The following is a 25,014-nucleotide window of genomic DNA, read 5'->3' as shown; positions in this document are numbered from 1 at the left end:
TACGGCATTCCAGGCTGTGGAGAACAAATCATTTATCCGATTCTGCAACAGGCTATCGGCCCGGTTCTTGAGGAAGTTCCATGGAGTACCTGCAATGAGCTGCAAGAATGTGATTGGAAAAAACAGGCTCATGTCATTTGAAGAAATCGGCCAACCCTGGCGAGCAAAGCTGGCGAGCAAGGCTGGCAACTACCTAGAATCTTCACCATGATGAAGATTTTGATGGTCTGCATGGCCAATATCTGCCGTTCTCCCATGGCGCAGGCCGTGGCGAGGCAGGTGACACACGACGCAGGGCGATCGCAAGAGCTTGAGTTCGACTCGGCGGGATTACTTGCGCAACATGCCGGCGAGCTAACGGACGCCCGGGCCAGATTCGTCCTTTTAAGCCGGGATTACGAGCCCGGAAATACGCGAGCGCGCTGCGTGAATGATCAGGACTTCGAGCACTTTGACTTGATTTTGGCCATGGATCGGCCCAATCTGGCAGCGCTGCAGCGCCTTTGCCCGCCACAGCATCTCGGCAAACTGCACCTGCTGCTGGAGTTTGCTCCCTCGGCTGGTGTGGACGAGGTGCCCGACCCCTATTACGGCAACCTGGCCGGCTTCGAGCGGGTGCTGGATCTATGCGAGGCCGGCGCGCGGGGCCTCATCAAGGCGCAGGCTCAGATTTTGTAGTAACCGCGGAACCAGGCCACGAATCGGCCAACACCCTGCTGGACCGTGGTACCAGGTACAAAACCCACCCATTCCTGCAGCGCGTCAGTATTGGCATAGGTAACAGGCACATCACCATCCTGCAAGGGCAACAGGCGCTTTTCTGCCTTCTTGCCCAAGGCCTCTTCAATGCAGCCAATGAAGTCAAGCAGGGCAACCGGATTGTTGTTGCCGATGTTGAACACGCGGTAAGGTACGTTGCTGGTGGCCGGGTCAGCCAGAACTGAGTCATAGGCCGGGTTGGAGACGGCCGCGCGGTCAAGCACCCGGATGACGCCTTCGACGATATCGTCCACATAGGTGAAGTCGCGTTTCATATCGCCGTGATTGAACACATCGATAGCACGTCCTTCCAGGATAGCTTTAGTGAACAGGAATAGCGCCATGTCGGGCCGACCCCAGGGACCGTACACCGTGAAGAAGCGCAAGCCGGTGGTTGGCAGACCATAGAGATGGCTATAGGTATGGGCCATCAGTTCGTTGGTTTTCTTGGTGGCGGCGTACAGGCTGACTGGGTGGTCCACGGTGTCATGCTCGGAAAACGGCATTTTGGTGTTGCCGCCATACACGCTGGAGCTTGACGCGTATACCAGGTGCTGCACTTTGGCGTGGCGGCAACCTTCAAGGATATTCACAAAACCCACGATATTGCTATCGACATAGGCATGCGGGTTTTGCAGGGAATAGCGAACACCCGCTTGGGCGGCAAGGTGGATGACACGATCAAATTTTTCAGCTGCGAAAAGCAAAGCCATGCCGTGCCGATCAGCCACATCCATTTTGACAAAGCGAAAACCTGCGTGTGGTGTCAGCTGATTGAGACGGCTTTCTTTCAGGGTGACGTCGTAGTAGTCGTTGAGGTTGTCCAACCCCACCACTTCGTCCCCGCGCGCCAGAAGGCGCAACGCTGTGCTCATGCCAATGAAGCCCGCCGCTCCGGTCAATAGTATTTTCATGGTCCGAGGTTCGACACGACGTTGATTTGACTTGATCTTAACTTGGGCGTGAATCCATAAAAAAGAACTTATGAGACCGAAATCCGGACAACGCCTGGAACACGCCTTACGCAGGGCATCGGTTATCAAGCTGCTTCATATGTGGGCGTGCATGCTCCGGCCCACGAACTGCCAGTTGAACGGGTTAATGACGCCTGCCAAGTACAGCCATCCCTCGGAGGTGGCGATGTAGGGGATATGGCCCGTCTGCATCAGATGTCTAGTCTTGGGTGGGAGCGCTGACAGTGAAATGGCGTTGCAGCAATCCGTTTCGTGTGTCCGACCACAAAATAGCATTTTTTGAACCAGCCCCTTTTTCGGCCATCCACTTCAGCTCTTGTTCTCCGTATCGCCTTAAACTTGTAGCAACATCACAACCCAGGCAACAGACCATGATTCTTGTCACTGGTGGAGCCGGCTATATTGGTAGCCACACCTGCGTTGAACTGCTCAACGCGGGCTTTGATGTCACTATTTTTGACAATTTTTGCAACAGCCACCCCGAGGCAGCGGTGCGGATGAAACGCATCACCGGTAAAAAGCCGGAGATGATCCAGGGTGACGTACGCGATCGCCCTGCGCTGGTAGCAGCCCTCAGGGAAAGCAAGGCCTCTGCCGTCATCCATTTTGCGGGACTCAAGGCGGTAGGTGAGTCGGTGGACAAGCCACTGATTTATTACGACAACAATGTTGTTGGCACCGTTCGCCTGCTTGAGGCGATGCGCGAATGCGGTGTCAACACGCTTGTGTTCAGTTCTTCAGCCACAGTCTACGGCGACCCACAGCGGCTGCCGTTGACTGAAGATCACCCGCTTTCCGCCACCAATCCCTACGGACGAAGCAAGCTTGTCATTGAGGAGATGTTGTGGGATGTCTATCGAAGTGATCCTGCATGGCGGATTGGCATCCTGCGCTACTTCAACCCGGCAGGCGCACACGCCAGCGGCTTGATTGGAGAAGACCCGCAAGGCATCCCCAACAACCTCATGCCCTCTATTGCCCAGGTCGCGGCTGGACGCCGTGATTTTTTGAACGTATGGGGTAACGACTACCCTACGCCGGATGGTACCGGCGTACGTGACTACATCCATGTGGTCGATCTGGCGCTGGGTCATCTCAAAGCGCTGGAACGCCTGCAGGGCCTCCCCGGTTGTCTGACGGTTAATTTAGGCACCGGGACCGGCTACAGTGTGCTGGAAATGGTGCGCGCTTTCGAGAAGGCCAGCGGCAAGCGTGTGGCGTACCAGATCGCCGAGCGGCGGCCCGGTGACATTGCTTCTTGCTATGCGGATCCCGCCCGGGCATTTGAATTGCTGGGATGGCGCGCCGAAATGGATTTGGATGCCATGTGCGCGGACACTTGGCGCTGGCTGCGCAGCAACCCAAGAGGCTATTTGTCAAATGAAGACTAATTCTGTTCGGGACACCTTTTCTTGCTGATGAGGCCTTCGCAAGCGCCCTGACATGCGGCAATAAGCGTTGGCTGCAATGACAGGCCAGGCTCAATCCCACCACGTCGGATAAAGCTGCAGCAGTAGCGTGACAGACATGCGAAAAGCGAAGATACTGGCATTTATTGCTGGCATTTATGCGCTTGCGCTTTTTACCCCTGCTGCCGATGGCGACATTCTGTGTTGCGGGGGCGGTGCAGGGGCAAGACGTCTCGCCCGAGACGTCCGCTGACAGCAGCCTGGTTTCCAAGCTGCGCCTGGAGGCCATCGCCTACGAGCATGGCGAAGGCGTGCCGCGCAACCCTGTTCTGGCTGCAAGCCTTTACTGCAAGGCCGCACGCTTGGGCGACGCGGAGGCGCAATACAACCTGGGATGGATGCACGCCAACGGGCGCGGGGTGGAACGCAGCGACCCGCTGGCTGCTTTCTTTTTTCATGCGGCCGCGGAGCAGGGGCTCGAAGCCGCCCAGCGCATGTTGAAAGTGGTGGGCGTTCCCTCCGCCGAAGTACCCGACTGTATGCGCGATCCTGCACCGCCACCCTCTTCGCCCGGGGCGGTGGGGACGAGCGTGGACTATCGGGCGATTGCCCCACGGAAAATTTTCGATCTGGTGATGAAAATGGCGCCTCAGTATCAGGTAGAGCCGCAGCTGGCGCTGGCAATCATTGCCGCAGAATCTAACTTCAACAGTCTGGCGGTGTCACCCAAAAAGGCCCAAGGACTGATGCAACTTATCCCGCAGACCAGCGTACGCTTCAATGTGAAGGATCCCCACGACCCAGTCCAGAATATTCGGGGTGGCCTGACCTATTTGCGCTGGTTGCTGGCCTATTTTGAGGGCGATGTGGCGCTGGTGGCCGCCGCCTACAATTCGGGCGAACGCACGGTCGAGCGTTACCGGGGTGTTCCGCCGTATCTGGAAACCCGGGCCTATGTGCAACGCATACTCAAGTCGGTTGGCGCCTCGGCCCACCCGTTTGACGGCACTGTGGCCAAGCCCTCCCCCTCACTGCCGCTCATCCGCTTAGCTTGGCGCATGAAATGATGGCCTGCACCGCCTGGCTCTAGCTGCCAGCGCGGCTTCCATGTCGCGCGCCAGGTACAGCGGGCGGGGTTGCGTGCCGTTGAAGACAATTTTGTTCACCATGGGAAGGCCGACGCCATAGCTGAGCTGGCATAGGAGGTTCCCATTGACACCTGTAGGACGATATAGTCTCTTGCCAGAATCTCATTTGTTTGCGTGCAAACTAGGCAAATGGAAAAGATTAAAACCTTTCTCTTGAAACTCGCACTGCCCGCTGCATGGTCTTTGTTGTTGGCGGTTTTGGCTGCGGCTGATCCGGCGCTTGGTGCCAGCGACAACGCCTTGGCGCCAGGCACATCAGAGATGCCTGCCGAATCGCGAGCTGCTACGCTACTTAACAAGCACGCGGCACTGGCTGGGCAATTGGCTAGTAACCCCTACGGCAGGCCGCTGTTTCTGCAGTCCTCCGAGACCACCAACATGGTCAGCGGCGATGCCTACGCCGTGCTGGAATCGCCTTTTGCCACATTCAGCGCCACCTTCAAAAGCCCCAGTCACTGGTGTGAAGTGCTGATCCTGCACATCAATACCAAGTACTGCCGCGCAGGTGCAGACACCAGCCCAAGCACGCTGAAGATGAGGATCGGAAAAAAAACCGCACAGGAACTCCATGATGCTTTTGCACTTGAATTTACCTACCAGTTGGTGGCTGCCTCACCCAACTACATCGTCGCACACCTCAACGCTCCCGAAGGGCCTCTAGGCACAAGCAATTACCGTATCGAGCTTCAGGCTGTCCCTCTTGGAGAGGGCAAAACCTTCATGCATTTGCGCTACTCCTATGGGTATGGCGTGGCTGGCCGGCTGGCCATGCAGGGTTATCTGGCAACGGTGGGAAGCGGAAAGATCGGCTTTACTCAAATTAATGAGGGCCAAAAATCCCGATACGTGGGGGGCATGCGAGGCACTGTTGAGCGAAACACCATGCGCTACTACCTGGCCATCGAGGCTTTTCTCGCCTCGCTGGGCCACCCCACGGCACAGCAACTCGACAAGCGCCTGCAGTACTGGTTTGATGCCACTGAAGAGTATCGCCCGCAGTTGCATGAAGTGGATCGGGATAGTTACCTGACCATGAAAAAGGCCGAATACCAGCGTCAGAAGAGTTCTTCTTCAAGCTGATCGACATAGACATGGGGGTCTCGGGCCACCCGGCGGCACGATCAGCGGCGGAATTTCATTGGGTACATAAATTCCGGGGCCTGGCTGCGGGACGGTGGCAGCGGTGGCGGCACTCATGGAGTCCCCAGGGAAATGGGTAGAACCCGGTATCAGCGTGTGCGAGGGCCCCACTTCACCGCCCTGCGGCCGTGGCGCCAACCTGTATGCAGTGCCAGCGCAACCAAGGCACCGGCCACCGCGGCCAGCAAGGCCGACTGATACGGTTGAGCCGCCACGTACCGCCTCACTGTATCCTCGTAGTGGGACGGGAGGTTTTGATGATAGCGGTCACCAACGGTTTCAGGGACAGTTCGCGAGGCGGAAAAGTCTTCCGGTTCCACCGCGCCAGCTTCGACAAGGACAGCCTCTTCTGCCGACTGGAGCACCTCATCTTTGAGTTGCCTGGGAGCGTCTGCCGTAGCCGAAAAGGCAGAGCCGCCTGGGTTGGCGGAGTTGGTGGAGTCAGTGGAGTAAGTGGGAAAAGGCATTGAAAAATAGAATTCGAAGGGTTTCACGCCTTTTGGAATCTGGAGGAACGCTGATAGCCCTGGTTGCCCCTGCTCGCGGCCACGTCGAGGTTTTCGCTTTGGGCCACGCAGTAATCCAGCAAGGCGTCGATTTCTGTTGACTTGTCAAAGACAGCATCCACGCCCAGCTGGATACACCGCAGGCGCATTTCACGGCTTGTGTAGTTGCTGAAGACCACCATTTTTTGCAGCGTGCCCCGGGTGCGGCAAGCTTCAAGCACCCCCAGTCCACTGCCACTTTTGAGAAACACGTCAACGATGGCAAGGTCCCATTGGGCATCGTGACCCGTGAGCCAGGCGGTGCCCTCCTCTTCAGTATCTGCCGTACCCACGGTTTCAACCGGCGCGAGCTCTTCCAGCGTGCTGATCAGGTTTTCTCGAATGGTCGGGTTGTCTTCGACCAGGTAGGTTTTCATCTTCATTTTTAGGACTAAGCGCGGGCGCCCGGCGGGAATTAACCAAAGTAACCCCGCCAATCTAAGTGACGACCGGCCACTCAACTGCCGGAGTTGCCAGCGAGTGCGTGTAGGAGAAAGCGCCATTGCCGTTCGAAAGTCGATAAGCGACAGGCGAGAGGTAAAAGGCAAAAGGCCGGCCTCGCGGCCCTGCGTGGACTTGCTCGATGCAAGGCCCGAACTCCTTTTTCCAAACCCAACCGGGATGGTTGCGATGGCCTTGTCCAGTAAGCGACGTCTTACGCCAGAAAAAGACAGGCCTTACACACAACACGGATGTCCGGCTACCAACATGTGCGCTGCAGGCTTGTATGGTGTTCTGTAGGGCCTTGTGTTGCCCCCTTATGTTGACCTCAACAGGAATTGCCATGAAATCTGGAGCGGGACTTTTGAACAGCCTGGCGGCGGGAATGCTGACGGTGTGGAGAATTCACGCCAACCCTAAACAGACAGATTTTCTACATATCTTTCTGACGGTGCTTGTCTGGGCAGCAGGACTGTTCCTGATGTCGCTGCTTTTGCCCGACGATTTGGCCGAGGGCACCCAGGAGTTCATAGGCTGGTGTCTGGCCGGCACGGTTGCAACGCTGGCACTTTTGGCGAGCGTGAAGATGCTAGAAGGGCTGCTCGATTCATAAATTCCCCAACAGCGTTGTTTCTGCCTTGGCCGCACAAGGCGGTTTTCCAGGCCGCTGAGGCGGGTCTTCTTTTTTTCCTCGTTTTAATTCTCAAGCCCTAAAAATAAGGAATTTACATGCCGCCACCCAAGCGCAAAGCCGCTGGCCCCATCCGGCCCGCGGAGGGCGCCCGAGACAAGCAAACCCAGCTTGATGCTTTTACTCCCGGCACAGCCAGTGTTTTGACGACCAACCAGGGGCTACAGATTCCGGACAACCACAACTCCCTCAGGAGTGGTGTTCGCGGCCCGACCTTGCTGGAGGACTTCATCCTCCGCGAAAAAATCACGCATTTTGACCACGAACGTATTCCCGAGCGCGTCGTCCACGCCCGGGGGGCGGGTGCGCACGGCTATTTCAAGCCTTACAAGTCGATGGTGCAGTACACCCGCGCGGCCTTCTTGCAGGACCCTGCCATTGAAACACCTGTGTTTGTGAGATTTTCGACAGTGGCAGGATCCAGAGGATCGGCAGACACGGTGCGTGATGTCCGCGGATTCGCGGTCAAGTTCTACACCACCGAAGGTAACTACGACCTGGTGGGCAATAACATTCCGGTTTTCTTTATCCAGGACGCGATCAAATTTCCTGACCTTATCCACGCCGTCAAGCCCGAACCACACCATGAGATGCCGCAAGCGGCGAGTGCCCACGACACGTTCTGGGATTTCGCATCCCTGATGCCAGAGTCCACCCACATGTTGATGTGGACGATGTCAGATCGCGCATTGCCGCGCAGCTTTCGGATGATGGAAGGGTTTGGCATCCACGCCTTCCGCTTTATCAATGCCCAGGGAGATTCTCACTTTGTGAAGTTTCACTGGAAACCCAAACTCGGGGTGCACGGCCTGGTGTGGGATGAGGCGCAAAAGATTGCCGGCAAGGACCCTGACTTTCACCGTCGCGACTTGTGGGAGGCCATTGAGAGCGGTCATTTTCCCGAGTGGGAGTTGGGTGTTCAGATCGTGAACGAAGGCCAGGAGACCGAGCTTGGCTTTGACATCCTGGACGCCACCAAACTTATTCCGGAGGAGCAGGTTCCCGTCCAGATCATCGGCAAGCTGGTGCTCAACCGCAATCCGGATAATTTTTTCGCGGAAACCGAGCAAGTAGCATTTCACCCGGGCCACCTTGTACCGGGTATTGATTTTTCAAACGACCCCCTTTTGCAGGGACGGCTCTTCTCGTACACCGATACCCAGCTGTCCAGATTGGGTGGTGCCAACTTCCATGAAATTCCCATCAACCGGAGCGTGTGCCCGATGCATAACTTCCAGCGGGATGGAATGCACCGCCAGACCATCAGCAAGGGACGCGTGGCTTACGAGCCCAATACACTGGGCAGTGGCGCGGAATACCGGGTGGATGGCGCTGCGCAAGGTTTCCAGTCCTACCCCGAACAGCTGGGGTCACCTAAAATCCGCCAGCGCAGCCCCTCGTTTGACGATCATTTCTCGCAGGCCACCCTGTTTTGGAACAGCCAGAGCGTTGCCGAGAAAGACCATATCGTCGCAGCGTTCAGGTTTGAGCTGTCCAAAGTGGACGTGCCTGAAATCCGGCAGCGCATCGTGGACAACCTGGCGCATGTGGACCTGAAACTTGCCAGCCGGATTGCCGCGCCATTGGGCATCGCCGCCCCGGACCCCAAAGCCGCGGCGGGCCGGCTAGGCTTTCGGGATTATCGAATCACCAACAAGGTCGATGAAGATCCCGCCTTGCGCATGGCCGGAAGGCCTGGCGGCGGGGTGAAGACCCGCAAGGTGGCCATTTTGGTGGCGGATGGCGTCGAGGCCGCCACCGTCAGGCGCATCCAGCACGATTTGACGGAAGCAGGCGCCTTGTGCAAACTGGTTGCACCGCACTTGGGCACGGTAAGCACCGCCAGCGGCCGTCAGCTAGCGGTCGACCATACCTTTGCGAATATGCCGTCCGTCATGTTTGATGCCGTTCTGATCCCCGGTGGTGCGTCCAGCGCCGCAGCATTGAGCGGGCTTGGCGAGGCGGTTCACTTTGTGCTGGAGGCTTACAAACACTGCAAAACCATTTGCGCGGTGAACGATGGGGTGCAGTTGCTCGGCACGCTGGGTTTCGGCCACGGGAAAAATCTCGAGTTGATAACAGTGCCCACGGCCGGTGTTCTGATTGCCGATGGGCGCAAGGTGCTGGATGGACAGGTGTCGCAAGACTTCATGGCCGCCATCGCATTGCACCGCCATTGGGATCGCCTCAACGTCGACGCCATTCCGGCTTGACGCTTGACACCCGGTAATGGGGACTCGATATGGTGTCCTCCGCACAGCGAGCCTCGAGCCTCGGGGATCAGGGGGACAACGTCAACTGGTGTGCAAATCCCGCCGGGTTCATTTGCAAAGGCCGGTACTCTACCTGCGCCCAGCTGTCACGCATGTCGCGATAACGGCTTGAAAACACCAGCCCGCTCTGGCCGGTCTGGTAGATAAATCGGGAATTTTCCAGATCTGCCAGGTCGTACACGGTCCGCAGCGACGCGGCCTGCCGGTTGGCAAAAGGCGTTTTGTCTCCGTTGGGCCAGTACTGGCCCACATTGACCGTGAAGGTATCGCCACCCGTGGGAGCCCGGACATCGAAAAACGGCGCCAGCCATGGAACATTGCCAAAGGGCTTGTGCGCCGACAGCGCGTAGTGCGCCCTGCCCCACGCCCACTGGCTGACGTCGTCACCATAGGCGGCCTGCAGGCGCGTGAGGGCCCGGTCCAGCGCGGCGGCGGATTGCGCCGTGCATCCTGCGCTGCCGCACCAGCTGGCGTCATTGCTTTCCAGAATGTTCTCGAGGGTGCTTCTGAAATGGCGTTTGCCATAGAGCGCTGCGAATGTCCTCTCGCCGAGTCTTGCGCCAATGACGCCCCGCGTGAGTTCGTCCGCCCACGCCGCAAAAATGAGCGGCGCCGCCCTGTCAGCCTGCATGATGCCGTCAAAGCCTTCCATGACGCGCCGGGCGGCACCGGCCAATGGGTGCGCGGAAGATTGCGACAGTGCTTTTTGTATGAAGGGCAGTAGCCGAACCGTGGCTGCCGACATTTGGTCGCCCTGTATTTTCTGCATCGAATCCACGTCGTGTGTTGGCTTGGCGGCCAGCAACTGCTCAATGCGGTCATAGCGGTAGGGAACGGTCCAATCCTGCCCCATGAAGATGGGGTAGCCTGGCGGGGTGATGCGCTGGTTGGCCGTAGACCACCAGCCTTTGGCGGCAATGGCGGCATGGTTTGTTTGAGGTGTTTGCGCGTAAGGCACCCAGCCGGCCCAGTCGTAACGGGCGTCCCATCCTGGTGAAGGCGCTATTCCCAGAATGTCGTTGTCGGGCTTGCGCAGCGGTATCTTGCCGACAGCCTTGAAGGCCGTACGGCCTGCCATATCGGCCGCCACAACGTTTTGCATGGGGGAGTGATAGGCCGAATACGCCGCAATCAGATCATCAACCGACTGCGCCCGATTTGCCCGCAGTCCCGCGAGTACGGTCTGATTGTCTGCGTCGAGGGCGCTCCAGCGCAGTGCAATCACGTATTTTCGGGTGTCCACAAGATCGGCATGCGACTTTTGAACATCGCTGAGCACGGGACCGTGACGGCTTTCTCGCACCCTCAAGCGCAGATCCGGTTCTCCTTTGACCAGGATGGTTTCCTCATGGACGGTGAAGTCCTCCCAGCGCGTCCCACTGCCGGTATCGCCCGTCCCCGGCACCCTGTATTGCCGGGGATTGGCAGGGTTGAGCTGCTCGAGGTACAAATCCTGTACGTCTGGCGCGGTGTTGGTAAAGCCCCAGGCCACCTCGCCGGTGCGGCCCAGCACCACGAACGGCAAGCCTGGCAAGGTCGCACCCACGACGTCCATACCGGCGGTGGCCTGGCTGTCCGGTGCCTGCAGCCGCGCGAAGTACCAGGTGGCCGGCGCCGACAATCCCAAATGGGGATCATTGGCGAGCAGCGGCTTGCCGCTGCTGCTGTGCTTGCCTGCCACCACCCAGTTGTTGGACCCCTTGCCATCGACCTGGCCCAGCGACTCCATCCAGTCACCGATGCCTGGCGACAGGGCGAATATCTTTTTTGCGGCGAGTCCAGTATCAAAAAAAGTACCAACTTCCGACGTACGAACAGCTGGAGCTATTATTTTAGGAGCATCCGCCGAGCCCGTCCGGTACACCCCCAACCCGGCGTACAGCCTGGAGAGGTCGACCCGGGAGGCCGGTTTCTCGCCGGGATAAGGTGGGAACAACTCCCACAGCTGGCGGGTGTCCAACACCCTGGCGGCAGCCAGACGTGCAAATTCGGTTCCCCAGTTGCCACCCAGGTCGAGGGCCATCATCAGCGACCAGCCCAGGCTGTCTACCGGCGACCAGGCCTTGCCGGAGGCACCACCAGGCTGGACCCCCAGCATGTGGAATTCGGGTGAGAGTGCCTGCGATGAACTCGCATAAAAAGCATTGACGCCATCGCTGTAGGACTGCAGCGCCACCCGCCCCTCTTCCGGCAGGCTTTGCCATTGCCGCGCCGCGGCTCGCACAATCCCCAGTGTGCGCATCAGCTTGTCGGTGTCCACAGTTGACGGGCCAAACACTTCTGACAACTCGCCATGCATCAGCCGGCGGTTGAACTCCATTTGCCAGCCTCGCTCCTGCGCATGTACATAGCCCAACGAGAACCACACGTCATGCGGCGACTGGGCCCGTATGTGCGTTACATCGGCTTGGTCTCGCGCCACGGTCACCCGGCTGCGCAGGCCAGGGACCTGCAACTCGCCATCCAGATCAGGAAAAGCCCGGTAGACATAAAAGCCTGCGGCAGCAAGGAGCAGTACAAGCGCCACCACCAGTAACCGGGCCAACGCCGCAAAAACAAGTTTGAACCAGATCAAGGTTGGTGCCCGCTGAAGGATAAGGTGTTGTCGCCGGCAGTCCCAAGCCTCGTTGGCGGCCAGGGGGCCAAGGTCTGGATTCGATATCCCGAGGATACGCCGGACGCCCGGCCCGGCGCGCAGATCCGATGGTCTTTAAGCCCCCGGCTGATCGGCAGAGAATTTGAAACGGACAGAAGGAATCGTGGCATCCTCGAAAGACGCACCCAACGCAATTTCGCCGTCGACCAGCAACGCACATTCCTGCCGGCGCAGGGACACGGCAGCCGCGCTGTCGGTGAACCGTACCCAGGTTCCGTAACTGCTGAAATCCTCAAGATAAAACTTGCCGGCCCGCCACTCGATTTTGGCGTGCATGCGGGACACCCGCGGATCCGGCACGACAAATTGCGCCTCAAGATCGCGGCCGATAAAAATTGGCAACTGTGTCGAGCTAAAAGTTGAATTCGCCTGCCTCCAGGACAGTTCGATGGCACCCGCGGGCGCCACCGGCTCGGCAACATGAGGTGGACCCAGATTGTCTGCCACGGTAAAAAACTCGGACAGCAATTCGTTTTGCCATTCGATCCGATGCACCGTGCAAGCCTGGCTGCGTCCCCGGATCTCCATGGCGCCCAGGTTACGGGACCGCACGGTGCTGCCCGGCGCCAGCTGGCTGATCACCGTCTCGGTGGCAAAAATCTGGCCCGGCCCGGACAAATCACTGAGCCGGGAGGCCACATTGACCGCATCGCCAAAGCAGTCGCCGTCCTGCTCCACGATTTCGCCGTGTGCCATGCCAACCTGCAGCCGCATTTTGAGCAGTTCAGGCCAGTTACGAATGCGTTCCCGGTGCACTCGCTGCAGTTCTGTGACGGCCTCAATGGCGTCATTGTTCTCGGGAAACACAATGAGCACGCCATCGCCGAGGTATTTCACGACGCGCCCACTGTGGGCATTACAGACCTTGCCGATCCAGTGAGTCAGGCGCGTAATGGCGCGGGTAGCTTTTTCATTACCCAGTGATTCGAAAACTCCAGTGCTTCCTGCGAGATCGGCAAAAACGACGGTGACTTCTGCCATAGTTATTTTTGGTATTTTGTAGTTGTTTTGGGTTACTCAATCATACGCACACAGCTTGAAATTACAAATAGGCACAACTGAAAGCAACCGTCTTGCCGTTACATCAGCTTGTACCAGATTTGAATTGCAGCGCCTTGAATTCCAGAAACTCCTCAAACCCATAGACGCCATTCTCCCGCCCATTGCCCGACTGCTTGTAACCTCCAAAAGGCGCACTGCCATTGAAGGGGCCGCCATTGATATCCACCTGGCCGGTGCGAATACGGCGGGCCACTTTCATGGCATGTTCGTCGTTACCACTCCAGACGGCGCCCCCGAGGCCGTAGATGGTGCTGTTGGCTATCGCCACGGCCTCTTCCTCATCTTGATAAGGAATGACAACCAGCACGGGGCCAAATATCTCTTCCCGCGCCAGTGTGTCGGTGGCCTTGATGCCCAAAATGGTGGGCTGCACAAAATAGCCCTTGTCCATTGCAGGCGCTTCGGCGCCACCGGCAATCACCTCGGCACCTTCTTCGATACCGGTGCGGATAAACGCGAGCACGCGGTCGCGTTGCGCCGCGCTGACCAAGGGCCCCAATTTGCTGGTGCCATCCAGGCTGGGACCAATATTGAACCTGGCGATGGCCGCTTGCGCCAGTGCCTTCGCTTCATCATAACGATGGGCCGGCACGAGCATGCGGGTATGAGCCGAGCAGGTCTGGCCACTGTTGAGCATGCAGGCTGACACCGTGCCTTTGACGGCGGCTTCCAGATTGGCATCGTCCAGTATGACGCTCGCCGACTTGCCACCCAGCTCCAGCGCCACGCGTTTGACAGTCTGGCTGGCCAGCTCGCTCACCCGCTTGCCGGCGCGGGTCGAGCCGGTGAAGCTCACCATGTCGACTTCAGGATGTGTGGCCAGCACCTCACCCACGACCGGCCCCATGCCATTGACCAGATTAAAAACACCGGGCGGCAGGCCGGCTTCGTGAATGATCTCGGCCAGGATCATGGCATTGACAGGTGCAATTTCGCTGGGTTTGAGCACCACGGTGCAACCGGCCGCCATGGCCGGGGCAATCTTGAGCGTGATCTGGCTGAGCGGGAAATTCCACGGCGTGATGCAGCCCACGACGCCCACTGCTTCGCGCACGACGAGGGAGTTGCCGACTTTCTTCTCCCACTCAAAGCTGCGCGCGACTCTGGCAAAGTTGCCCCAATGCCAGGCCGGGCCACCGACTTGCACAGCCCGCGCCATTTTCAGCGGCATGCCCACTTCGCGGGCAATGGCGAGCGCCAGGTCTTCCGTGCGCGCCTTGACGCCGGCCGCGACCTTGTCGAGGTAAGCCGCGCGGGCTTCCACCGGCAGCGTGGACCAGCCGTCAAAAGCGGCACGTGCCGCCAGCACGGCAGCTTCAGCTTCGGCGGCGGTGCCGCTGGGCACCGTCGCCATCAGGGCTTCGGTGCTCGAGTCGTACACCGGCAGGGTTTCCGAAGACCTGGCGGTGACCCACTGGCCGTTGATGTAGTGGGCTGGATAGGCAATCATGGGCATGGTCATGTCGGTCTTGAACGGCGGGGAAATGCAGAGGAAATTCAGGGGAAATGTGGGGAAATGTAATTAAGCGGACGGGGGAACTTTTAGTTACGCGCGGGGTACGGCTGTAGTGCTAAAGAGTTAGATAGTGTTTAAAACCAGAATCGACTTGACATTTGGTTACTAACTCCTTGATTCATTTGTTGTTTTGCATAACCATTTCGCGCGAAAAAACTTGCGCTAAAGCTGTAGCGCTCTTAATCTACCAGAACAAGTGATCAGACGTGAACGTAGGCACAACCCGGATAACCCGGCAGAAAGTTTCGAACTCCATGGATTGGTTAAAAACCCATTTGAAAAGCAGTTTGATGGTCTTGCTCGGCTCTGGCGAGGTTTCACCGTCTCTGCTGGAAGACCGTACCGAGGATATTCGCCAGTTCATTCTGGATGAGCTGGGTGATTTCGGCGAGCAACACTATCCCAAAATTACACGCCGAATACGGTATGCCCAGGATCCGCAGGGCCTGTGGTACGCGCGCGGTGACGTGATGGCTGTGCTGGCCGCCATCCACGGAGAAACCATTGCGCGCGAAAAAATCAATCGTATCAACGACAAATTCAAAGGCCTGTTGCCGCGCGGCCTGAGTTCACGGCCGAGCTCCCTCACTGCCTGACACCTGACACCATCAACCAGCCTTGTGCTGGTTTATTTTTGGGTATTTTGGGGTTTTCTCGCGGGTAGCATGGCCTCAGTGGCGGTTGACCACCAACCTCATCAATCTAATGCTGGTGGCCCCACAACAAAAATGCATCCCTGTCCTCAACAGCCAGCGTGGTTTTACAACCCACTGGCAGCAGCACTTTGGTCGCCACGTGGCCAAACGGCAATCCGGTCAGCACCGGCGCCTTGATCTGGCTCTGTAGCCAGGCTGCCACCGAAGGTAATTTGAAACCCTTGTCATGCGGCACCAGCCTGTAATTGGTGAACTGCCCAAAAATGACCGCCTTTTGCTGTGCCAGCACACCCGCATACAGCAGTTGCGTGAACATGCGCTCCACCCGGTAGGGATGTTCGCCAACATCTTCGACAAACAAAATACCGCCCTTGACGATGGGCAGATAGGGCGTTCCCACCAATGACGACAAAATCGCCAGGTTGCCTCCCCACAGCACGGCATTCTTGATGCTGAATTGAGTTTCAGCCCCCTTCAAACCCGGGTTGTCGGCTATTGAATTCATGGCGGATTTCGGGAGTTGCCAGCCGGTGCCCTCGCCCTGACCCGTGATCAGGTCGTCAAAACAGGCTTCCATGATGTCGTCGGGAGGGACTTCGGTACCAAAGTCTTCGCCCAGCGCCGGCCCCGCCCAGGTGACCGCGCCGGTTTTGGCCAGCACAGCCGACTGAAACGCCGTGAAGTCACTGAGGCCCACAAATTGCGTGCCCTTGTCGATGGCCTTGGCCACAGCCTTGTAGTTGATGCCCGGCAGGATGCGCGTAAGGCCGTAGCCGCCACGGGTAATGAGGGCCACATCGGCGCCGCTGGCAGCCGCGCGGTGGATGGCCGCCAGCCGGGTTTCGTCATCGCCGGCAAAACGCTGGTGCCTGGCCAGCGCAGCCTCGTCAATTTCAACCTCGTGGCCCAGCGCCGTCAGGCGCCGCACGCCGCGTTTGAAGCTCGCTTTGTCCCGCACGGCGCTGGAAGGCGAGTAAATGTAGATATGTTTTTTCACAGGCAGGAGTATCCCATTGCTGATCTGCATCCATGCGGGGTTTCAGGTCACCGTTTGAAGAAGCCGACCGCATGCCTGGCAATTGGCTCACCGTGCTCCTGCACGAAATGCCCAGCCTGCTCCAGCACCATGGGTGCGTCGCAGCCGCGAATAATGCCTTGCAACGCCTGCATGACCGGCAGGCCGAGGACTGGGTCCTGGGCGCCGACAGCCATGAAGGTCTGCCCCGTCCAGCGGTTCTGCCAAAACTCGCGCGCCTCCCTGGAGATGGCTGCGCCATCGGCGTCTTCGGATTCCGGCACCATCAGCGGAAAGGCGCGCAAGGCGGCACGATGGCCTTTATCCGGGAAGGGGGTGTTGTAGGCCGCGCATTCTTCAGGACTCATCTGCGGGTTGCCACGGGCAAACAGGCGAGCCACATCGAAGTCCGGGTTTTTGGCACACATCTCGCGCCAGGCTCTGAAACCAGGTGACAGCGGCACATCACCGGTAGCCAGCATGGTGTTCATGACCAGCAGGCCCTTGTAGCGCAACGGAGCAACCATTGGCAATGTCAGGCCAAGCAACCCGCCCCAGTCCTGTAAGACGAGCACGACGTTTTGCAGGTCTAGCCGATCCACCAGTTCCAGGAGGATCTGGCGATGGACGCCAAAGCTGTGAAAGCTGTCTTTCTTGGGTTTGTCGCTTTTGCCAAAACCGATCAGGTCAGGCGCGACCACCCTATGGCCTGCCTGCAAAAAGACCGGGATCATTTTCCGGTACAGGTAGCTCCAGGCGGGATTGCCGTGCAAGCACAAATAGGTCAAGCCCCCCGGGCCGCCCTCGCCTTCGTCAAGGTAGTGCATGCGCAGCCCGTCCAGCGCCGGCAGGTCGCTGACATAGCGGGGCGGCCACGGATAGCCCGGCAAATCATCGAAAGCCGCATCGGGCGTGCGCAGCGCATCGTCACGCAGTGGATGATTCAACCGGGACTCTTCGCGCTTGTCGGCCCGGCGCCGGCGAAAAAACGCCTGCAGCAACTCGCCGCATTCCCCCGCCAATACGCCACCTTGCCACCCGGTTTGATGGTTCAGCCGGGATTCTGCAAACAGGTTGATGACCGAGCCTGCCGCACCAGTTTTGGGGTCGGTCGCGCCGAACACCACGCGCTGGAGCCGGGCGTGCAGCATCGCGCCGCTGCACATGGCGCAGGGCTCCAGCGTGACAAACAGTTCGCACTCATCCAGCCGGTAGTTGCCCAACGCCTGCGCTGCCGCGCGCAGGGCGATGATCTCGGCATGTGCCGTCGGGTCATTCGCGTCAACCGGCGCGTTGCGACCCGTGGCAATGACCTCGCCATGTCGCACCACCACAGCACCCACCGGCACTTCCCCCACCGCCGCGGCTTCACGGGCCTGCGCCAGCGCGAGTTGCATAAAGAAGGCGTCATCCATGATTGCTATGATTTTAATAGCTGCATGAGCCTGTCCTGCGTGGGCAGGTCATGTTTTTTAACTGCTTACTTGTCATCGGGCATGGGGCGGGCCTGCTGCAGGGTGCCCTCCACCGTTTGCAGGACCTGCTGCTGGATCTGCTGGCTCTGCGCCTGGGGTGTCGCACCCGGAGGTGGCACCGGCACGGACGCCATTGGGTCAATAGCCATCGGCGACTGTGCTCTGGTGGGGGCGGCCGACAAGCCGCTCATCTGCTTTTTCGCCAGCAATCCGACCGTAGCCAGCACGATCACCAGGCTCAAAATTCCAAGGGCAATACGCATTTCAATCTTTCAGGGGCTGGAGGGTGTCGGCGTTCATACCCAGCTGATCCATCCAGCGGGCCAGGGCCCGCTCATTTTCATTGCCAGAGGCATAGATCGCTTTCATCGCGGCATGCGCTTCGGGCCTGTGCTGGTTGATTTTCAGCTTGCACTGCACGTCGGTCACCTGCAGCTCGAACGCCACAATACCGGCCAGCATTTTCTGGGCAAACTCGTCACCCAGGCCGCGCCACTGTTCGGCATAAGGCGGCTCATGGTCACCGATCAGCTTTTTTAGCAGGCGGTCTTTGCCCTCGGGCTCTTCAATCAGGCTTGACTGGACGGTGCAGTGCACGGCGAGGTAGTTCCAGGTCGGTACACGCGCCAGGTCGGGGTAGACCTTGGGCGACATGTATGCGTGCGGACCGAGAAACGTTGCCACAGCCTGCGGGCGGGCCTGCAGGTAACGCCAATGCTGATTCGGCTTGGCCACATGGCCCAGCAACACCAACTGGCCGTTTCGCTCTTCCAGATGCAGCGGCAAATGGGTGACGTAAGGAAGACCCGTGTCATCCACGCTGATCAGGCTGGCGAAGGGATGGTCCTTGATCAGCGCCGCGGCCTGCGCGCGGTCGCCCTTGAATTGGGGGGACAAGTACATGTCCCAAAGCATAGGCGAAAAATGGCAGCGTGGCTTGTCACACCGAGAAGGCCTGAACCTTGGCTCATCCCTCCGGTGGGGAGCTCTTGCCTGTGATCCGTCAGCCGTGCAACGGCCAGCGTGCGAGGGCCACATGCCGGGTTTTACCGAGCAGGCTGTGCACGAGGACGAACTCGCGCGCGGTCCAGTTGATCGTCTCGACGGCCTGCTCGGCGACACAGTGGTCATCGTAAAGCAAGGTCACGTGTGGCGTGTAACCCGGTTTGGCCCAGCGCCCGAGCCCGGCCTTGTTCATTGCCATCCCCAGCGCCTGCTGGAATTCCATCAATGCGGCGAGGCCATCGCCCCCGCGCAACACGAAGGGCCGGTTGCGCGGGGCGCTGGAGAAGCTCGCCGTGCGGTCGAACGCGACCTCGAACGGCGCCATGCTGGTGACGGCCGTTGCCGCTTTGTCCGCCATGGCGACGACGTCACGCGGCACACCCAGGTAATCGCCAAGGTGATGCAAGGTGACATGGAAACGCTCCGGCGCGAGCGGCCGGCCATGTAATTCATGCTCGCCGCGCAGCTGCTGCGCAAGCTGTGCGATGCGCGCGGAGGCGTTCGCGTCGGGGAAGATGGCAAAGAACAGCCTGTCCGTCGGCTGCTGCGGCACGGCATCGAACCCCGGTAATGACGATTGCTCGGGCATGGGGTCAGCCCTTTATTCCCACTCGATCGTTGCGGGCGGCTTGCTGCTCACGTCGTAAGTGACGCGATTGATGCCGCGCACTTCATTGATGATGCGGCTGGAGACCTTTTTGAGCAAGGCGTAAGGCAGTTCCGCCCAGTCGGCTGTCATGAAGTCGCTGGTCTGCACAGCGCGCAGCGCCACCACATAGTCGTAAGTGCGGCCGTCGCCCATCACGCCCACGCTTTTCACCGGCAAGAAGACGGTAAAGGCCTGGCTGGTCAGGTCGTACCAGGTCTTGCCGGACTCGGCATCCTTGAAGTTGCGCAGTTCTTCGATAAAGATGGCATCGGCCCGGCGCAGCAGGTCAGCGTACTCTTTTTTGACTTCGCCCAGAATGCGCACACCGAGGCCCGGCCCGGGGAAAGGATGGCGATACACCATGTCGTGCGGCAGGCCCAAGGCCACGCCCAGCTCACGCACTTCGTCCTTGAACAGCTCACGCAGCGGCTCGAGCAGCTTCAGGCCCAGCTGCTCGGGCAGGCCACCGACGTTGTGGTGGCTTTTGATGGTGACGGCTTTTTTGCTCTTGGCGCCGCCGGACTCGATCACATCGGGGTAAATCGTGCCCTGAGCCAGCCATTTGGCACCTTTGTGCCCGCCGTCGCCGGCCTTGAGCCTGGCCGCCTCGGCCTTGAACACTTCGACAAACTCGCGGCCGATGATCTTGCGCTTGGCCTCCGGCTCGCTGACACCGGCGAGATGCCCCAGAAACTGGTCGCTGGCATCCACCCGGATGACCCTGGCGTGCAGCTTGCCGACAAACATGTCCATGACCATGTCGCCCTCGTTCAGCCGCAGCAGGCCGTGGTCGACAAAGACACAGGTCAGCTGGTCGCCGATGGCGCGGTGAATCAGGGCCGCCGCGACGGATGAGTCGACGCCGCCCGACAGGCCGAGGATGACTTCCTCATCGCCGACCTGCTGGCGGATCTTCTCGACGGCTTCGCTGATGTAGTCGCCCATGACCCAGTCCTGCCGGGTGCCGCAGATGTCGAGCACAAAGCGCTTGAGGATGGCATTACCCTGCTTGGTATGCGTGACTTCGGGGTGGAACTGCACTGCGTAGAAACGGCGGTCTTCATCGGCCATGCCGGCGATCGGGCATGAATCGGTGGAAGCCATGAGCTTGAAGCCTGACGGCATTTCGGTGACCTTGTCGCCGTGGCTCATCCAGACGTCGAGCATGCCCTGGCCTTCGGGCGTGGTGTAGTCGGCGATGTCCTTGAGCAGCGCCGTGTGGCCGCGAGCCCGCACGTCAGCCGAGCCGAATTCGCGCTTGTGCCCGCCTTCGACCTTGCCGCCCAGCTGGTGCGCCATGGCCTGCATGCCGTAGCAAATGCCCAGCACGGGGATGCCCAGCTCGAAGACCGACTGGGGCGCCTTGTCGGTGGTTTCTTCGTAGATGCTGGCATGGCTGCCAGAGAGGATCACGCCTTTGAGCGCGCCGTCTTTGGCGTAGTTACGGACCCATTCGTCGCTGACGTCGCAAGGGTGGACTTCACAGAACACATGAGCGTCGCGTACACGGCGGGCAATCAGCTGGGTGACCTGGGAGCCGAAATCGAGGATGAGGATTTTCTGGTGTTGCATTTGATTGAGTCAGTTGCTACGGACAAGGGCAAACCTGGGGAAACGTGAAAGCCAACTGCGGCCGCCGCGCCGGGCCGCCCCAAGCAAGGCCAGCCCCCTCGGGGGGCAGAGAGCTACACGAAGTGAGCGAACGTGGGGGTCACATCAATCGGCCCGATAGTTCGGCGCTTCCTTGGTGATCTGCACGTCGTGGACATGGCTCTCGCGAATGCCCGCGGAGGTGATTTCCACAAATTCGGCCTTGTTGCGCATGTCGTCAATGGTGGCGCAGCCGCAGTAGCCCATGCTGGCACGCAGGCCACCGGCCATCTGGAAAACGATGGCGACCATGGAGCCTTTGTAAGGCACGCGGCCTTCGATGCCCTCGGGCACCAGCTTGTCGGCATTGGGGTTGCCTGTGCTGGATTCCTGGAAATAGCGGTCCGCACTGCCCTGCTGCATGGCTCCAATGCTGCCCATGCCGCGGTAGCTCTTGTAGCTGCGCCCCTGGTACAGGATGACTTCGCCCGGCGCCTCTTCGGTACCTGCGAACATGCCGCCCATCATGACGGTATTGGCGCCCGCGGCAATGGCTTTGGCGATGTCGCCGCTGTAGCGGATGCCGCCATCCCCAATCAGGGGAACGCCGGTGCCCCGCAAGGCCATTGCCACGTTGTCGATTGCCATGATCTGCGGCACCCCGACACCGGCAACGATGCGGGTGGTACAGATGCTGCCGGGGCCAATACCCACCTTGACGCCATCCGCACCGGCTTCTGCCAGCGCCAGCGCGGCGGCGCCGGTGGCGATATTGCCGCCAATGACATCAACCTGGGGGTAGTTCCGCTTGACCCAGCGCACGCGGTCGATCACGCCCTTGCTATGCCCATGGGCGGTATCCACCACGATGGCGTCCACCCCAGCCTTGACCAGCGCTTCAACGCGCTCTTCGGTGCCCTCACCCACCCCGACGGCGGCGCCCACGCGCAACTGGCCATGCGCATCGCGCGCGGCATTGGGGAAAGTGGTTTGTTTGGTGATGTCCTTGACGGTAATCAGGCCCTTGAGCTCGAAGTTGTCATTGACCAGCAGCACGCGCTCCAGGCGGTGCTTGTTCAAAAGCGCCTTGGCATCGGCCAGCGAGGCGGTTTCGGAGATGGTGATCAGGCGCTCGCGCGGCGTCATGATGGTGCTGACCGGCACATCCATACGGGATTCGAAGCGCATGTCGCGCCCCGTCACAATGCCGACAACCCTGCCGCCATCGATCACGGGGAAGCCGGAAATGCCGAGCTGCTCGCTCAGGGCCATGACCTGCCGTACGGTGTGGGTTGGGGTGATGACCACCGGGTCACGTAGCACACCGCTCTCGTAGCGCTTGACTTTTGCCACTTCTGCGGCCTGCTGCTGGGGCGTCAGGTTTTTATGGACGATGCCGATGCCGCCCTCCTGCGCGATGGCAATGGCTAGCCGGGCTTCGGTGACCGTGTCCATGGCCGCCGACACGAGCGGCAGGTTCAGGCGGATGTTGCGGGAGAACTGGGTGGAAAGTGAAGTGTCCTTGGGCAGGACCTGGGAGAACGCTGGCACCAACAATACGTCGTCGAAGGTGAGCGCTTTGCCGAGTAGGCGCATAGGGATAGCTCCAAAAACACGATTGTACCCTTGTCCCAAAAGCCCTCGGTACTAACCCTTGTGCCCATTTTTTGCCCAAGTTGCAAAAATACAGCATGCTTGGCAAACATGTGGAAACCGCACCCGGCAGCGCTACACTGACCGGATGGACTTCAAACTTGCTTCAAAAACCCTGATTTTGGCGCTTGCCGGCGCATCATTTGCGCTCACGGCGGCGGCCCAATGGCAATGGATCGACAAGGACGGCCGCAAAGTCTTTAGCGACCGCTCGCCGCCAGCCGACATCAAGGAAAAAGATATTTTGAAACGGCCTGGCAGCAGCACGCGAATGGCCGCCACAACAGTCCCTGCCCCCGCGGCCGAGGCGGCCGTGTCGCCCGCTGCGGCAGCGTCGGCAGCAGGCAAGGCCGGCGCACCCCAGCTGTCAGGCAAGGATGCTCAGCTGGAGGCCAGGAGAAAGCAGGCGGAAGACGAACAAGCCGCCAAAAAGAAGGCTGAAGAAGAGAAACTCGCCAAGGTCAAGGCTGAAAACTGCGATCGGGCCAAGCGTGGCCTTGTTACCTTCGATTCAGGTGTCCGGGTATCCATCACCAATGCAAAAGGTGAACGGGAATTCATGGATGACAAGGCCCGCGCTGCTGAGACCAAACGGCTGCAGGACATCACTGCTGCCGATTGCAAATAAGGCGAAGTTTATGGACCTGCGGGCCAAGCGCGGTAAACACATGCCATCCCCGCAAGAATCCTCCTGTCGGGATCACATTTTCCCCCGTCAGTAACCTGCTTTACCGCCAGTGCGGGTTTTGACAAACAGGCCCGCCGTCCTGGCCCCCTGCCGTTTAAACCGCTCGCGCCGTGCCACTTTGGGATCTACCTGCAGACCGCGGTAGATTTCCAGCCGGTCTGAGTCGCGCAAGGTGTGGCCCAGGCTGGTTTTTCGACCCCAGATCCCCAGCACGAGGCGGACATTCCGCAGCGATGGAAATTCTTCAAAAATGCCGCAGGCCGCCAGCGCCTGCGCTACGGTGGTGCCCGTCGCAAGCTCAAGAACCCATTCGCGGACCTGCCGGGGGCCAGGTGAATAAACAAGCCAGATTTTCATGCCATTCTTGACGCCCACTCGGCCCGTCACGTCAGGTCGCGCCACGCAATGGTTCAGACCTCACCGTAGACATCGGCAGCCCGTTTGACAAAAGCGTCCACCAAGCTGCCGGCAATCTTGTCGAATACCGGGCCCACCAGCGCCGCCAGCGCGGCATTGTCAAAGTCGTAGCGCAAGGTGAAATCGACTTTGCAGGCACGCTGGCTGCCGTTACCCAGCGGGTGAAAGTCCCAATGGCCATCCAGTTTTGAAAAAGGCCCGTCTACCAGCTTGAGGCTGACCTTGCGGTCTTTTTCGTGGGTATTGCGCGTCGTGAAGCTCTGCGACAGGCCGGCGATGGAAATGCCCACCTTGGCGGTCATGCCGTCCTCGGTTTCATCAAGTACCGCGGCCTGGTCGCACCAGGGCAAAAACCGGGGATAGCTGGCGACGTCGGTGACCAATGCAAACATTTCGGCTGCGCTGTACCAGATCAGAACGGACTTGTGAACAGTTTTCATACAATCAAAGGCTGGGCGCAATTGTATTAGCCGATGGCGCCCCTACCTTTTTAGCCATGGCCACCAAAGAAGCACCCTCCTCCAAAAAAACAGCCGCGGCGTCATCCTCCGGAAAGTCCGACTCCAAAGCGTCCGCCAAGGCAGCAGCGGCCGCAGTGCGTATTGCCGACAACAAGAAAGCTATTTTCAACTACCACATCGAAGAGCGCTTTGAGGCCGGCATGGTGCTCGAAGGCTGGGAGGTGAAGTCTGTGCGCGAGGGCAAGGTGCAGCTCACCGATGGCTATGTGGTGATTCGCGGCGGGGAGCTCTTCATCATCGGCTGCCAGATCAACCCGCTGGGGACGGCATCCACCCATGTTCGCCCCGATTCAGTGCGGACCAAAAAGCTGCTGATGCACAAGGACGAGATTCGCCGTCTGGTCGGCAAGGTCGAACAGAAAGGCTTCACCCTGGTACCGCTGAACATGCACTGGAAAGCGGGCAAGGTGAAGTGCGAGATCGGCCTGGCCAAGGGCAAGGGCGAGCACGACAAGCGGGACACCATCAAGGACCGCGAAGGCAAGCGCGAGGTGGAGCGCGCGATGAAGTCCAGAAGCCGATAAGCGGTCAGTGCCGGGTAAATAAGTCTTGGTCAGGCTGCTGCTTCCTGACAAGCTATTTGGTAGCAAATGGCAGAAAATTTGGCGGCAAGCAGGAGCAACGCGGCCATGTGGCGATTCATCTTCAACACGCGTGGCCTGCAGCAATTTGAAATCTGGAAATTTGAAATCTGAAAATGCGGGATACAAAAATATCCCGCATTCACTTAT

The 25,014-nt window shown here is 59.4% G+C and carries 23 protein-coding genes; 9 read left to right on the top strand and 14 right to left on the bottom strand.

What is annotated here, in order from left to right; genetic code table 11:
- The first annotated feature begins 207 nt into the window (after positions 1-207).
- On the top strand, positions 208-678 hold the full coding sequence (locus AC1DUR_RS20950; protein WP_477720009.1) for a low molecular weight protein-tyrosine-phosphatase: 471 nt from the start codon (positions 208-210) through the stop codon (positions 676-678).
- On the opposite strand, the gene AC1DUR_RS20945 is transcribed toward AC1DUR_RS20950, so the two are convergent.
- Complete coding sequence (locus AC1DUR_RS20945; RefSeq protein WP_477720052.1) at positions 666-1,673, bottom strand: NAD-dependent epimerase; 1,008 nt, start codon at positions 1,671-1,673, stop codon at positions 666-668. The two genes, AC1DUR_RS20950 and AC1DUR_RS20945, sit on opposite strands and share 13 nt — an antisense overlap.
- A gap of 431 nt (positions 1,674-2,104) precedes the next feature.
- Between AC1DUR_RS20945 and galE the strand changes: the two genes are divergently transcribed.
- The 3 genes from galE (at position 2,105) to AC1DUR_RS20930 (ending at position 5,370) form a co-directional block, all read left to right on the top strand.
- Entirely contained in the window at positions 2,105-3,124 is a 1,020-nt protein-coding gene (gene galE, locus AC1DUR_RS20940) for a UDP-glucose 4-epimerase GalE (RefSeq protein ID WP_477722079.1), read from the top strand.
- Between the two features lie 176 nt (positions 3,125-3,300).
- A complete protein-coding gene (locus tag AC1DUR_RS20935) occupies positions 3,301-4,209 on the top strand; it encodes a transglycosylase SLT domain-containing protein (protein ID WP_477720011.1) in 909 nt (302 codons plus the stop codon).
- A 210-nt stretch (positions 4,210-4,419) separates the two neighbouring features.
- The gene (locus AC1DUR_RS20930; protein WP_477720012.1) at positions 4,420-5,370 is read left to right on the top strand and encodes a hypothetical protein; all 951 of its coding nucleotides are present in this window, start codon (positions 4,420-4,422) and stop codon (positions 5,368-5,370) included.
- A gap of 550 nt (positions 5,371-5,920) precedes the next feature.
- Here AC1DUR_RS20930 and AC1DUR_RS20925 read toward each other — a convergent pair.
- Positions 5,921-6,358: a response regulator gene (locus tag AC1DUR_RS20925; protein ID WP_477720013.1), complete on the bottom strand. Its 438-nt coding sequence runs from the start codon at positions 6,356-6,358 to the stop codon at positions 5,921-5,923.
- Positions 6,359-6,759: 401 nt separating this feature from the next.
- Here AC1DUR_RS20925 and AC1DUR_RS20920 point away from each other — a divergent pair, with 401 nt between their 5' ends.
- Positions 6,760-7,029: a hypothetical protein gene (locus tag AC1DUR_RS20920; RefSeq protein WP_477720014.1), complete on the top strand. Its 270-nt coding sequence runs from the start codon at positions 6,760-6,762 to the stop codon at positions 7,027-7,029.
- Positions 7,030-7,145: 116 nt separating this feature from the next.
- Positions 7,146-9,320 carry a catalase gene (locus AC1DUR_RS20915; protein ID WP_477720015.1) on the top strand — a complete coding sequence of 725 codons (2,175 nt, stop codon included), beginning with the start codon at positions 7,146-7,148 and terminating at the stop codon, positions 9,318-9,320.
- Positions 9,321-9,387: 67 nt separating this feature from the next.
- Here the strand turns inward: AC1DUR_RS20915 and AC1DUR_RS20910 are convergent, their stop codons facing one another.
- The 3 genes from AC1DUR_RS20910 to AC1DUR_RS20900 form a co-directional block, all read right to left on the bottom strand.
- Positions 9,388-11,955 (bottom strand): penicillin acylase family protein, encoded by a 2,568-nt coding sequence (locus AC1DUR_RS20910; protein WP_477720016.1) that lies wholly within the window; start codon positions 11,953-11,955, stop codon positions 9,388-9,390.
- 135 nt (positions 11,956-12,090) lie between these two features.
- Positions 12,091-13,017 (bottom strand): adenylate/guanylate cyclase domain-containing protein, encoded by a 927-nt coding sequence (locus tag AC1DUR_RS20905; RefSeq protein ID WP_477720017.1) that lies wholly within the window; start codon positions 13,015-13,017, stop codon positions 12,091-12,093.
- A 103-nt stretch (positions 13,018-13,120) separates the two neighbouring features.
- The gene (locus tag AC1DUR_RS20900) at positions 13,121-14,560 is read right to left on the bottom strand and encodes an aldehyde dehydrogenase family protein (RefSeq protein ID WP_477720018.1); all 1,440 of its coding nucleotides are present in this window, start codon (positions 14,558-14,560) and stop codon (positions 13,121-13,123) included.
- A 260-nt stretch (positions 14,561-14,820) separates the two neighbouring features.
- Between AC1DUR_RS20900 and AC1DUR_RS20895 the strand changes: the two genes are divergently transcribed.
- Positions 14,821-15,210 (top strand): hypothetical protein, encoded by a 390-nt coding sequence (locus tag AC1DUR_RS20895; protein ID WP_477720019.1) that lies wholly within the window; start codon positions 14,821-14,823, stop codon positions 15,208-15,210.
- A gap of 106 nt (positions 15,211-15,316) precedes the next feature.
- On the opposite strand, the gene AC1DUR_RS20890 is transcribed toward AC1DUR_RS20895, so the two are convergent.
- The 7 genes from AC1DUR_RS20890 to guaB all read right to left on the bottom strand — a co-directional run bounded on the left by AC1DUR_RS20890 (position 15,317) and on the right by guaB (position 22,600).
- Positions 15,317-16,297, bottom strand: a complete 981-nt coding sequence (locus AC1DUR_RS20890) for an LD-carboxypeptidase (RefSeq protein WP_477720020.1) — start codon at positions 16,295-16,297, stop codon at positions 15,317-15,319.
- A 17-nt stretch (positions 16,298-16,314) separates the two neighbouring features.
- The gene (gene tadA / locus AC1DUR_RS20885; RefSeq protein WP_477720021.1) at positions 16,315-17,700 is read right to left on the bottom strand and encodes a tRNA adenosine(34) deaminase TadA; all 1,386 of its coding nucleotides are present in this window, start codon (positions 17,698-17,700) and stop codon (positions 16,315-16,317) included.
- Between the two features lie 65 nt (positions 17,701-17,765).
- Positions 17,766-18,023, bottom strand: coding sequence for a hypothetical protein (locus AC1DUR_RS20880; protein WP_477720022.1), 258 nt, complete (start codon positions 18,021-18,023; stop codon positions 17,766-17,768).
- 1 nt (position 18,024) lies between these two features.
- Positions 18,025-18,663, bottom strand: a complete 639-nt coding sequence (locus AC1DUR_RS20875; RefSeq protein ID WP_477720023.1) for an FMN-binding negative transcriptional regulator — start codon at positions 18,661-18,663, stop codon at positions 18,025-18,027.
- 100 nt (positions 18,664-18,763) lie between these two features.
- Positions 18,764-19,354: a 2'-5' RNA ligase family protein gene (locus tag AC1DUR_RS20870; protein ID WP_477720024.1), complete on the bottom strand. Its 591-nt coding sequence runs from the start codon at positions 19,352-19,354 to the stop codon at positions 18,764-18,766.
- Positions 19,355-19,366: 12 nt separating this feature from the next.
- On the bottom strand, positions 19,367-20,986 hold the full coding sequence (gene guaA, locus AC1DUR_RS20865; RefSeq protein ID WP_477720025.1) for a glutamine-hydrolyzing GMP synthase: 1,620 nt from the start codon (positions 20,984-20,986) through the stop codon (positions 19,367-19,369).
- A 144-nt stretch (positions 20,987-21,130) separates the two neighbouring features.
- Positions 21,131-22,600 (bottom strand): IMP dehydrogenase, encoded by a 1,470-nt coding sequence (gene guaB / locus AC1DUR_RS20860; RefSeq protein WP_477720026.1) that lies wholly within the window; start codon positions 22,598-22,600, stop codon positions 21,131-21,133.
- 145 nt (positions 22,601-22,745) lie between these two features.
- On the opposite strand from guaB, the gene AC1DUR_RS20855 reads away from it, so the two are divergent.
- Positions 22,746-23,285, top strand: coding sequence for a DUF4124 domain-containing protein (locus AC1DUR_RS20855; RefSeq protein ID WP_477720027.1), 540 nt, complete (start codon positions 22,746-22,748; stop codon positions 23,283-23,285).
- An 87-nt stretch (positions 23,286-23,372) separates the two neighbouring features.
- On the opposite strand, the gene AC1DUR_RS20850 is transcribed toward AC1DUR_RS20855, so the two are convergent.
- The gene (locus AC1DUR_RS20850) at positions 23,373-23,702 is read right to left on the bottom strand and encodes an RnfH family protein (RefSeq protein WP_477720028.1); all 330 of its coding nucleotides are present in this window, start codon (positions 23,700-23,702) and stop codon (positions 23,373-23,375) included.
- Positions 23,703-23,755: 53 nt separating this feature from the next.
- Positions 23,756-24,202, bottom strand: a complete 447-nt coding sequence (locus AC1DUR_RS20845) for a type II toxin-antitoxin system RatA family toxin (RefSeq protein ID WP_477720029.1) — start codon at positions 24,200-24,202, stop codon at positions 23,756-23,758.
- A gap of 56 nt (positions 24,203-24,258) precedes the next feature.
- Between AC1DUR_RS20845 and smpB the strand changes: the two genes are divergently transcribed.
- Positions 24,259-24,807, top strand: a complete 549-nt coding sequence (smpB, locus tag AC1DUR_RS20840; RefSeq protein ID WP_477720030.1) for an SsrA-binding protein SmpB — start codon at positions 24,259-24,261, stop codon at positions 24,805-24,807.
- The last annotated feature ends 207 nt before the right edge of the window (positions 24,808-25,014 follow it).

Source organism: Polaromonas sp. P4_F4, assembly GCF_056401355.1.
This window is presented reverse-complemented; position numbering and strand designations above follow the sequence as displayed.